This is a genomic window from Kitasatospora sp. NPDC001132 (genome assembly GCF_053598415.1).
In genome coordinates this window covers 1-10,761 of the sequence record NZ_JBSFKF010000072.1, presented here as the reverse complement: position 1 = coordinate 10,761, position 10,761 = coordinate 1, and the positions used below count along the sequence as shown (strand labels likewise).

General features: G+C 72.5%; 8 protein-coding genes. 4 read left to right on the top strand and 4 right to left on the bottom strand.

What is annotated here, in order from left to right:
• On the top strand, window positions 1-263 hold a 263-nt coding region (locus ACWDBE_RS38830), incomplete at its 5' end, for a DAK2 domain-containing protein (RefSeq protein ID WP_449810336.1).
• 218 nt (window positions 264-481) lie between these two features.
• Here ACWDBE_RS38830 and ACWDBE_RS38825 read toward each other — a convergent pair.
• Window positions 482-1,654: a PP2C family protein-serine/threonine phosphatase gene (locus ACWDBE_RS38825; protein ID WP_449792338.1), complete on the bottom strand. Its 1,173-nt coding sequence runs from the start codon at window positions 1,652-1,654 to the stop codon at window positions 482-484.
• Window positions 1,655-1,834: 180 nt separating this feature from the next.
• Between ACWDBE_RS38825 and ACWDBE_RS38820 the strand changes: the two genes are divergently transcribed.
• The gene (locus ACWDBE_RS38820) at window positions 1,835-2,053 is read left to right on the top strand and encodes a heavy-metal-associated domain-containing protein (RefSeq protein WP_387757800.1); all 219 of its coding nucleotides are present in this window, start codon (window positions 1,835-1,837) and stop codon (window positions 2,051-2,053) included.
• Between the two features lie 64 nt (window positions 2,054-2,117).
• Window positions 2,118-4,376 (top strand): heavy metal translocating P-type ATPase, encoded by a 2,259-nt coding sequence (locus ACWDBE_RS38815; RefSeq protein WP_449810335.1) that lies wholly within the window; start codon window positions 2,118-2,120, stop codon window positions 4,374-4,376.
• A gap of 97 nt (window positions 4,377-4,473) precedes the next feature.
• Here the strand turns inward: ACWDBE_RS38815 and ACWDBE_RS38810 are convergent, their stop codons facing one another.
• The 3 genes from ACWDBE_RS38810 to recD2 form a co-directional block, all read right to left on the bottom strand.
• A complete protein-coding gene (locus ACWDBE_RS38810) occupies window positions 4,474-5,193 on the bottom strand; it encodes an SDR family NAD(P)-dependent oxidoreductase (RefSeq protein ID WP_449792340.1) in 720 nt (239 codons plus the stop codon).
• Window positions 5,194-5,751: 558 nt separating this feature from the next.
• A complete protein-coding gene (locus ACWDBE_RS38805; RefSeq protein WP_355264308.1) occupies window positions 5,752-7,041 on the bottom strand; it encodes a citrate synthase in 1,290 nt (429 codons plus the stop codon).
• Window positions 7,042-7,266: 225 nt separating this feature from the next.
• Complete coding sequence (gene recD2, locus ACWDBE_RS38800; RefSeq protein ID WP_449792341.1) at window positions 7,267-9,504, bottom strand: SF1B family DNA helicase RecD2; 2,238 nt, start codon at window positions 9,502-9,504, stop codon at window positions 7,267-7,269.
• A gap of 180 nt (window positions 9,505-9,684) precedes the next feature.
• On the opposite strand from recD2, the gene ACWDBE_RS38795 reads away from it, so the two are divergent.
• Window positions 9,685-10,476 (top strand): VOC family protein, encoded by a 792-nt coding sequence (locus ACWDBE_RS38795; protein ID WP_449810334.1) that lies wholly within the window; start codon window positions 9,685-9,687, stop codon window positions 10,474-10,476.
• Window positions 10,477-10,761: the final 285 nt, after the last annotated feature.

The following is a 10,761-nucleotide window of genomic DNA, read 5'->3' as shown; positions in this document are numbered from 1 at the left end:
CGCCGCGGACCCCCCCGCGCGGAGGCCCCCCGCCCGGCGCGTGGGCTGGCGGGACCTGGCCGTGGTCGGCCGGCCCGCCCGGGGGCGGGGGGGGGTGGGCGCCCCCCCCCGCCGCCGAACAGGGCGCCCTCGACACCGTCCCACTCCGGGCCCGCAAGGGCCGCGCCTCCTACCTCGGCGACCGCAGCATCGGCCACCAGGATCCGGGCGCCACCTCCACCGCCCTCGTCTTCCGCACCCTCGCCGACGTCACCGCCACCTGAGCCCCCGCAGGGCCCCCTCGCCCGGTTCCCCGGGCGATCCCCTCCCGGCCCTCGCTCTCAGGCAGATCCCAGGACCCTTCCCTTCCTGTTCCCCGCGCAGTTCCCCGAGCCCCGGCAGGGGCGCGGGGAACTGCGCGGGGCGGAGACCCCCACCCGCACCACGCCCCGAACCCCCGGCCCCGGCCCCGGCCCCGGCCCCGGCCCCCGCGGAGCGCCCCTCACCCGTCCGTCCGCGCGATCAGCAGCAGCAGGGCGTCGTCCCGCAGCTCCCCGCCCGTGTGCGCCAGCAGGTCCGCGTACACCCGCCCCACCGCCGCCTCCAGCTCCCCCGCCGAGCGCGCGGCTCCCCGCACCAGCGGCCCGACCCGCTCCGCCAGCGGGTAGAACTCCCCGTTCGTCCGGTGCCGCGCCTCGATCACCCCGTCCGTGCAGAGCACCAGCACGTCCTCCGCGCCGAACGGCTGCTCCCAGGTCGTCGGTTCCCCCGCCGCCAGCCGGCCGAGCCCCAGCGGCACCCAGGGGTCGGGCGCGTGCAGCACGTGCGCCCGCCCGTCGCCGTCCACCCGGATCGGCGGCACGTGCCCGTACTGCAGCAGCTCCATCGCCCCCGGCGTCCGGAACTCCGCGAACAGCGCCGTGGTGAACTCCCCGTCCGGCACGTGCCGTTCGACGCTGGCCTCGATCCGCGCGGCGACGCCCCGCAGCCCGGCCTCGTCGTACGCCGCCTCGCGGAACGCGCCCAGCACCACGGCCGCGGTCTGCACCGCCGCCAGCCCCTTGCCACGGACGTCCCCGACCGCGACCCGGGTGCCGTGCGGGGTCTCCAGCACCGAGTACAGGTCCCCGCCGATCTGTGAGGCGTCCGCCGCCGACACGTACCGCACCGCGAGCCGCAGCGGTCCGACGGCCGGCCCCGGCAGCTGCAGCAGCGCCCGCTGGGCGGCCTCGGCGACGGAGCTGACGGCCGCGAAGGCCGCCGCCCGCCGCATCCGGATCTTGGCGACCCAGGCCGAGAACAGCGTCAGCACGACGTAGCTGACCATCGCCCCGTAGAGGAAGCGGGCGTCGTTGATGTTGTCGACCTCGTCGTGGTGGCTGAGCCCGAACACCGTGACCAGCCCGAGGAAGCAGACCAGGAGCAGTTCGCGGGGTTTCAGGGTCAGCGCCGCGACGGTCGGCACCACGGTCATCAGCGGGGCGAGGTAGCGGTCCTTGCCGGAGAGGAAGTCCGCGAGCCCGACCAGCAGGACGGCGATCAGTGCCGGGGCGGCACGCCGCCAGAACGGCACGTCCTGGAGGTCGGCGGCGAGCAGGGCGCCGCGCTGCCGGTCCGGCGGCAGTCCGGCTGCCGTGGGAGCCGAGGGAGACTGGGCGCGGCGGAGCGGAAACACATACCGAACATAAGGGACGATCACGGGCGAGGCCCTACCGGCCCGTCCCCCCGCACCGCGGGACATCCCACCCCGCCCCGCCCGGAAATACCCTGGAGGGGTATGCTGGCGGTAGCAGAGTCGTTGTCGGCGCCGCATCCCGGGCAGCACCCGGGCCGCCCTGACCTCCCGGAGGCCTCCATGTCCAGCACCATCACCTACACCGTGTCCGGCATGAGCTGCGGCCACTGCGAGAAGGCGATCAGCGAGGAGGTCTCCGCCCTGGCCGGGGTCACCGAGGTCGCCGCCGACGCCACGGCCGGAACCGTGACGATCTCCTCCGCCGCCCCGTTGGACGACGAGCAGGTGCGCGCCGCGATCGACGAGGCCGGCTACGAGCTGGTCGGCCGCAGCGCCTGACCCCCCGGCACGGCGGGGGCCTCGAACCGCTCCCGCCGTCCGCCCGACCAAGGAGCTGATCCGCATGAGCACGTCCGCCCCGGACCTCGGGGCCCGGGACCGGGTCGAGCTGTCGATCGGCGGGATGACCTGCGCCTCCTGCGCGGCCCGGATCGAGAAGAAGCTCAACCGGATGGACGGCGTCGAGGCCACCGTCAACTTCGCCACCGAGAAGGCCCGGGTCGACTTCGGCCCCGGCACCACGGTCGAGGAGCTGATCGCCACCGTCGAGCGCACCGGCTACACCGCCGAACTCCCGCCGCCCCCGGCCCCGGCCCCGGCCGCCCCCGAGCCCGGATCCGAGCCCGAGCCCGCCGACCCCCTGCGTGACCGGTTGCTGATCAGCGCCGTCCTCAGCCTCCCGGTCGTCCTGCTGTCGATGGTCCCGGCCCTCCAGTTCACCGACTGGCAGTGGCTGGCCTTCGCCCTCACCGGCCCGGTCGTGGTCTACGGCGGCCTGCCCTTCCACCGCGCCGCCTGGACCAACCTGCGGCACGGCGCCGCCACCATGGACACCCTGGTCTCGCTCGGCACCCTGGCCGCCTTCGGCTGGTCCTGCTGGGCGCTGTTCTGGGGCCACGCCGGCCGGCCCGGGATGCGCCACGAGTTCTCGCCGTCCGTCGGCGACACCGACCCCTCCTCCTCGCTCTACCTGGAGACCGCCGCCGCCGTCACCGTGCTGATCCTGCTCGGCCGCTGGCTGGAGGCCCGTTCCAAGCGCCGGGCCGGCGCCGCCCTGCGCACCCTGCTCGACCTCGGCGCCAAGGACGTCGCGGTGCTCCGGGCCGGGCGGGAGGTACGGCTGCCGGTGGACCGGCTGACGGTCGGCACCCGCTTCGTGGTCCGCCCCGGCGAGAAGATCGCCACCGACGGCACGGTGGTCGAGGGCGCCTCGGCGGTGGACGCCTCGATGCTGACCGGCGAGTCCGTCCCGGTCGAGGTCACCGTCGGCGACGCCGTCACCGGCGCCACCGTCAACGCGGGCGGCCGGCTGGTGGTCGAGGCCACCCGGGTCGGCGCGGACACCCGGCTGGCCCGGATGGCCAAGCTGGTCGAGGAGGCCCAGAACGGCAAGGCCGCCGCCCAGCGGCTGGCCGACCGGATCTCCGCCGTCTTCGTCCCGGTCGTCGTCCTGATCGCCCTGGCCACCCTGGTGGTCTGGTTGCTGACCACCGACAGCCCCACCGAGGCCTTCACCGCGGCCGTCGCCGTACTGATCATCGCCTGCCCGTGCGCCCTGGGTCTGGCCACCCCGACCGCGCTGATGGTCGGCACCGGCCGCGGCGCCCAGCTCGGCATCCTGATCAAGGGCCCCGAGGTGCTGGAGACCACCCGCACGGTGGACACCGTCGTCCTGGACAAGACCGGCACCGTCACCACCGGCCGGATGGCCCTGGTCGCGGTGCACACCGCCGAGGGCGTGGACGGGGCCGAGGCGCTGCGCCTGGCCGGCGCCGTCGAGCACGCCTCCGAGCACCCGATCGCCCGGGCGGTCGCCGAGGCCGCCGCCGAGGCCGGTGAACTGCCCGCCGTCGCGGACTTCCGCAACGTGCCCGGCCGGGGCGTGGAGGGGGTCGTGGCGGGCCGCGCGGTCGTCGCCGGGCACGAGGCCCTGCTGGCCGACCGCGCCCTGCACCTGCCGCCCTCCCTGGCCCGCGCCAAGGCCACCGCCGAGGCGGCCGGCCGCACCGTGATCGCGGTCGGCTGGGACGGCGAGGCGCGGGCCGTGCTGGAGGTCGCCGACGCGGTCAAGCCGACCAGTGCCGAGGCCGTCGACAGACTGCGGGCACTGGGCATGACGCCGGTGCTGCTCACCGGCGACAACCGGGCGGTGGCCGGGGCCGTGGCGGCCGAGGTCGGCATCGCGCCGGAGCACGTGATCGCCGAGGTGCTCCCCGAGGACAAGGTCGCCACCGTCAGGCGGCTGCAGGCCGAGGGCAGGGTCGTGGCGATGGTCGGCGACGGCGTCAACGACGCGGCCGCGCTCGCCCAGGCCGACCTGGGCCTGGCGATGGGCACCGGCACCGACGCCGCCATCGAGGCCGGCGACCTCACCCTGGTCCGCGGCGACCTCCGCTCGGCGGCCGACGCGATCCGGCTCTCCCGCCGCACCCTGGGCACCATCAAGGGCAACCTGTTCTGGGCCTTCGGCTACAACGTGGCGGCGATCCCGCTGGCCGCGGCCGGCCTGCTCAGCCCGGTGATCGCCGGGGCGGCGATGGCCTTCTCCTCGGTCTTCGTGGTCACCAACAGCCTGCGGCTGCGCCGCTTCCGGCCCGCCTGAGCCCGGACACCCCCCCGCGACCCGGACCCCCCGGCCGCACGCGCGAGGGCCCCGGACCGACACCGGTCCGGGGCCCTCTGGCCTGTCCGGGCGCGTCTCAACGCCCCAGCAGCTCGCCGCCGTTGCAGTGCAGGATCTCGCCGGTGATGAACCCGGCCTCGGGCGAGGCCAGGAAGTGCACCGCCGCCGCGACCTCACCGGTCTCGCCGATCCGGCCGAGCAGGGTGCGGGCGGCCCGGCGGGCGACCTCGGCCTCGTCCAGCCGCGGCCCGAAGAACTCGGTGCCCGCGACGGTGCCCGGCGCGACGATGTTGGCGGTGATGCCCGACGTGCCCAACTGGGCGGCCAGGAAGTGGTTCCAGGCGTGCAGCGAGGCCTTCGCCGCGCCGTACGAACCGGCCCCGCGCAGGGCGGCGATGGAGCTGATGGTGACCACACGGCCGGAGCCCGGGGTGAGCCGGTCACGGACCGACTCGGTGAGCAGCACCACGGTGAGCACGTTGCGCTCGAAGTCGCCGCGCCAACGCGCCAGCAGGGCGTGCGGGCCGCCGCCGACCACGGTCTCCCGGCTGCCGGCGTTGTTGATCAGGACGTCGATCCGCTCGGGCAGATCGGCGAGCGCGGCCTCGACGGCGTCCGGGTCGGCGAGGTCGCACACCAGCGGGGTGACGCTCGGCCCGAGGTCGGCCGCGGCCTTCTCCAGGACCTCCCGGCGGCGGCCCACGATCACCACGCGGTCGCCGGCCTCGACGAACCGACGCGCGACTTCGTACCCGATTCCCGTGCCACCGCCGGTGACGACGACGTTCCTGGCCATCTGCCCACTCCCTCCCCAGTTCCGCCGTCACGTGGCGAATGGCGCGACGGTCCGTACCGGAATGCCACGATTCCTATCACGCTCGGTTGCCGTGACTGCGGGGAGGGTGACGTCCCGCCCGCGTGAACGTGTGGTATGGGCGAGGTACGACGCGCACACGGAGCGTGGCGAGAGGCAGCTCACACCCCCCCGGCGTAACTTCTCGCACCCTGATACGTCTTAGGTTGGTAGTGCGGCAGTTTTCCGATGGGCGGGGACACGCTGAACGGCATCGTGTCCCCGCGCTTCCAGCGGCTGTCGTCGACGGGGCTCCGGCGGGCCCCGGGAACGGTCGTCGGCTCTCGACGGCCTTCGCGCACGACGCCGGGGTTCTGGCGGGCCTGGGACGCTTTGAGCGGCCGTCCCCGGCTGCGGCCGGCCCCGGAGTCGTGCGCCGTACGGTTCCGTCTCCGCGCGGGCCCTCGGGCGCGCCACCGGGACGCGAAGGGGCCCGACCGCTCAGGCAGCGGCCGGGCCCCTTTCAGCTTCCGCGCGGGCCGGTGGTCGGCTCCGCTCCGGTCAGCGGGCGTCCAGCGGGACGTAGTCGCGGATCGCGGTGCCGGTGTAGATCTGGCGCGGGCGGCCGATCCGGCTGGTCGGGTCGTTGATCATCTCGTGCCAGTGGGCGATCCAGCCCGGCAGCCGGCCGAGCGCGAACAGCACGGTGAACATGCTGGTCGGGAAGCCCATGGCGCGGTAGATCAGACCCGTGTAGAAGTCCACGTTCGGGTACAGCTTGCGCGAGATGAAGAAGTCGTCCTTGAGGGCGTGCTCCTCCAGCTTGAGCGCGATGTCCAGCAGCTCGTCGTTCTTGCCGAGCTGGCCGAGGACCTCGTGCGCGAGCAGCTTGACCTGGGCGGCGCGCGGGTCGAAGGCCTTGTAGACCCGGTGGCCGAAGCCCATCAGCTTGACGCCGGCTTCCTTGTTCTTCACCTTCGTGATGAAGGCGTCGACGTCGCCACCGTCCTTCTGGATGCTCTCCAGCATCTCCAGCACGGCCTGGTTGGCGCCGCCGTGCAGCGGGCCCCACAGGGCCGAGATGCCGGCCGAGATCGAGGCGAACAGGTTGGCGTGGCTGGAGCCGACCAGGCGCACGGTGGAGGTCGAGCAGTTCTGCTCGTGGTCCGCGTGCAGGATGAGCAGCTTGTCCAGCGCATTGACGACGACCGGGTTGAGCTCGTAGTCCTCGGCGGGGACGGCGAAGGTCATCCGCAGGAAGTTCTCGACGTAGCTCAGGTCGTTGCGCGGGTAGACGAAGGGCTGGCCCATCGCCTTCTTGTACGCGTACGCGGCGATCGTCGGCAGCTTGGCGAGCAGGCGCACGGTCGACAGGTGGCGCTGGGCCGCGTCGAACGGGTTGTGGCTCTCCGGGTAGAACGTGGACAGCGCGCCGACCACCGAGGACAGCATGGCCATCGGGTGGGCGTCCCGCGGGAAGCCCTGGAAGAAGCGCTTGACGTCCTCGTGCAGCAGGGTGTGCTGGGTGATCTCGCGGTTGAACTCCGCCAGCTGGTCCGCGTTCGGCAGCTCACCGTTGATCAGGAGGTACGCGGTCTCGATGAAGCCGCCATCGGAGGCGAGCTGCTCGATCGGGTAGCCGCGGTACCGCAGGATGCCGTTGTCGCCGTCCACGAAGGTGATCGCGGACTTGTACGCGGCGGTGTTACCGAAGCCGTTGTCCAGGGTGACCAGGCCGGTCTGCGGGAGCAGCTTCGAGATGTCGAAGCCGGAGTTGCCCGCAGTGCTCTCGACGACGGGGTATTCGTACTCGCCGTCCTGGTACCGCAGTACTACCGAGTTGTCGCTCACGTCTTCCTCACCGACGAAATGAATCCTCTTCCAAGGTGCCCTGACTGTCTCTACCATCCCCCATCCGGAGGACAGTCGCGCACCCGGGGTGGCCCGAAAGGGCCCGCCCCTACAAAACCTGCCGCCGCAGCCGGTATGAACCGGACAAGATCGGCACCACCCTAGGCTCTGCCGTAAATCTCTTCACGTCAAGAGAACATTAGAGGCAACCATCCCGTTGGATAATCATCCAGTTGACAGTCGATGATCGAGCGCGGTGTGCCTCCGACCTGCACTGACGGCCCGAACGGCCTGTCCGATCGCCTTGCGTGACCCCACCAGCACCACCAGTTTCCTCGCCCTGGTCACAGCGGTGTAGAGCAGGTTCCGCTGGAGCATCGTCCAAGCGGACATGGTGACCGGAATCACCACCACCGGGTACTCGCTGCCCTGCGAGCGGTGGATCGTCACCGCGTACGCGTGGGCCAGCTCGTCCAGTTCGTCGAACTCGTACACCACCTCCTCGTCCTCGTCGGTGAGCACCGTCAGCCGCTGGTCGTCCACGCTGAGGGCGGTCACCACTCCCACTGTGCCGTTGAAGACGCCGTTCCGCCCCTTGTCGTAGTTGTTGCGGATCTGGGTGACCTTGTCCCCCACCCTGAACGTGCGGCCGCCGAAGCGGCGCTCGGCCAGCCCCTCCCGGGCCGGCGTCACCGCCGCCTGGAGCAGGGTGTTCAGGTTCCCCGCGCCGGCCGGGCCGCGGTGCATCGGCGCCAGCACCTGCACGTCCCGGCGCGGGTCGAAGCCGAACTTCTGCGGGATCCGCCGCGCCACCACGTCCACCGTCAGCCCGGCCGCCCGCTCCGCGTCGTCCTCGGCGAACAGGAAGAAGTCCGCCAGTCCGTCCGTCAGCGGCGGCCTGCCCTCGTTGATCCGGTGCGCGTTGGTCACCACGCCGGACTGCTGCGCCTGCCGGAAGATCCTGGTCAGCCGCACCGACGGGATCGGCCCGCCCTCGGCCAGCAGGTCCCGCAGCACCTCCCCGGCACCCACCGAGGGCAACTGGTCCACATCCCCCACGAACAGCAGGTGGGCACCCGGCGGCACCGCCTTGACCAGCTTGTTCGCCAGGATCAGGTCCAGCATGGAGGCCTCGTCGACCACCACCAGGTCCGCGTCCAGCGGCCGGTCCCGGTCGTAGGCGGCGTCCCCGCCGGGCTTCAGCTCCAGCAGCCGGTGCACCGTCGAGGCCTCCACCCCGGTCAGCTCCGCCAGCCGCTTCGCCGCCCGGCCGGTCGGCGCCGCCAGCACCACCTTGGCGCGCTTCGCCAGCGCCAGCGTCACGATCGACTTCACCGTGAACGACTTGCCGCAGCCCGGACCGCCTGTCAGCACGGCGACCCGCTCCGTCAACGCCAGCCGCACCGACTGCTCCTGCTCCGGCGCCAGCTCCGCCCCGGTGCGCTTCGCCAGCCAGTCCAGCGCCACCGGCCAGTCCACGTTCCCGAACCACGGCATCCGGTCCTCGTCCGAACGCAGCAGCCGCAGCAACTGGTTGGCGAGCGAGATCTCCGCCCGGTGGAACGGCACCAGGTACACCGCGGTGACCGGCTCGCCGCCCTCCCCCGGGACCGCCTCGCGCACCACCCCCTCGGCCGCCACCAGCTCCGCCAGGCAGTCGATCACCAGCCCGACGTCCACCTGGAGCAGCTTCACGCCGTCCGCGATCAGCCGCTCCTCCGGCAGGAAGCAGTGCCCCTGGTCGGTGCTCTGCGACAGCGCGTACTGCAGGCCGGCCTTCACCCGCTCCGGGCTGTCGTGCGGGATGCCCACCGCCTGGGCGATCCGGTCCGCAGTCAGGAAGCCGATGCCCCAGACGTCCGAGGCCAGCCGGTACGGCTCGTTCTTCACCACACCGATCGAGCCGTCGCCGTACTGCTTGTAGATTCGCACAGCCAGCGAGGTGGACACCCCGACCCCCTGCAGGAAGACCATCACCTCCTTGATGGCCTTCTGCTCCTCCCAGGCCGCCGCGATCTTCTTCGTCCGCTTCGGCCCCAGCCCCGGCACCTCGATCAGCCGGCCCGGCTCGTTCTCGATCACCTCCAGGGTGTCCACCCCGAAGCGCTCCACGATCCGCTCGGCGAACCGCGGCCCGATCCCCTTGATCAGCCCCGAGCCCAGGTACCGCTGGATCCCCTGGACGGTCGCCGGCAGCACCGTGGTGTAGTTCTCCACCGTGAACTGCCGCCCGTACTGCGGGTGCGAGCCCCACCGCCCGTGCAGCCGCAGCGACTCGCCGACCTGCGCCCCCAGCAGCGCGCCCACCACCGTCAGCAGGTCGTTGCCGCCCCGGCCGGTGTCCACCCGGGCCACCGTGTAGCCGGTCTCCTCGTTGGCGTAGGTGATCCGCTCCAGCACGCCCTCGACCTGCGCCAACTGGCGCGGCACCTGCTGCCCGGACTGCGACGCCTGCTTGCTCACCGGACCCCCTTCGACCGGTACGGGTGGTTCATTCCGCTACGCACCGTACCGCCCTGCCCCGACAGCCCCGGAACCGTCGCTGCCGTGCAGCGCCCCGGCCGAGGTGCCAAGGTGGGAGGAACCGAGGGGGACCGCCGTCGACCGCGCCCGCCCGGGCCCCGTCCGAGGAGCAGTGCCGCCATGCTCAACACCGACTTCCGCCCCGGTTCCCCGGACTGGCTCGACCTGAGCAGTCCCGACACCCGGGCGTCCGTCGACTTCTACACCGCGCTGTTCGGATGGACCTTCGACTCGGCCGGCCCCGAGGCCGGCGGCTACGGCTTCTTCCAGCTCGACGGCCGGACCGTCGCCGCCCTCGGCCCGGTCGCCGAGGACGGCGCCGCTCCCGGCTGGACGATCTACTTCGCCACCGAGAACGCCGACCACACCACCGCCCTGGTCGAACAGTCCGGCGGCCGCGTCCGGTTCGCCCCCTTCGACGTCTTCTCCGCGGGCCGGATGGCCGGCTACACCGACCCGACCGGCGCGGACTTCGCGGTCTGGCAGCCGCACGACACCCGCGGCCTGGACCTCGTCACCGAGGAGGGCAGCCTCTGCTGGACCGAGTGCTACAGCGTCGACGCCGAGCGCGCCAAGTCCTTCTACCGGGCCGTCTTCGAGTGGCAGGAGCAGGACGTCCCGCTCGGCGAGGTGACGTACACCGTCCTCACCCCGGCCGGCGGCGGCACGGACGACGCCCACGGCGGCATCATGCAGCTCGGCCCCGAGCACACCGCGCGCGGCACCACCTCGCACTGGCTCCCCTACTTCGAGGTCCCCAACACCGACGCCAGCCTCGCCATCGCCGCCACCCTCGGCGCGACCGTACGGATCCCGGCCATGGACGTGCACGGCGTCGGCCGGCTGGCCCAGCTGGTCGACCCCCACGGCGCCGTCTTCGCCGTCATCACCAGCGTCAAGCCCGCCGGCTGACGCCAACGGGGTCCCAGGACCCTTGAGACGGGCCGTGAAGGGGTGCTACGGGCGTAGACAAGGCTGGGCGCGGCACGCAGTACCTCCGGTGCCCTGATCGCGGCTGACGCGGCCGTCTGGCGAATCGATCGAATCCGTCGCTCTGTCAGATCCGTCGAATCCCTCGAATCCATCCATCCACCGAGCCTGCCGAGTCCGGTTTCCGGGAAATGCGAAAAGCCCCTGATCCGAATGGATCAGGGGCTTTTCAGAAGAATTGTTCGGCGGCGTCCTACTCTCCCACAG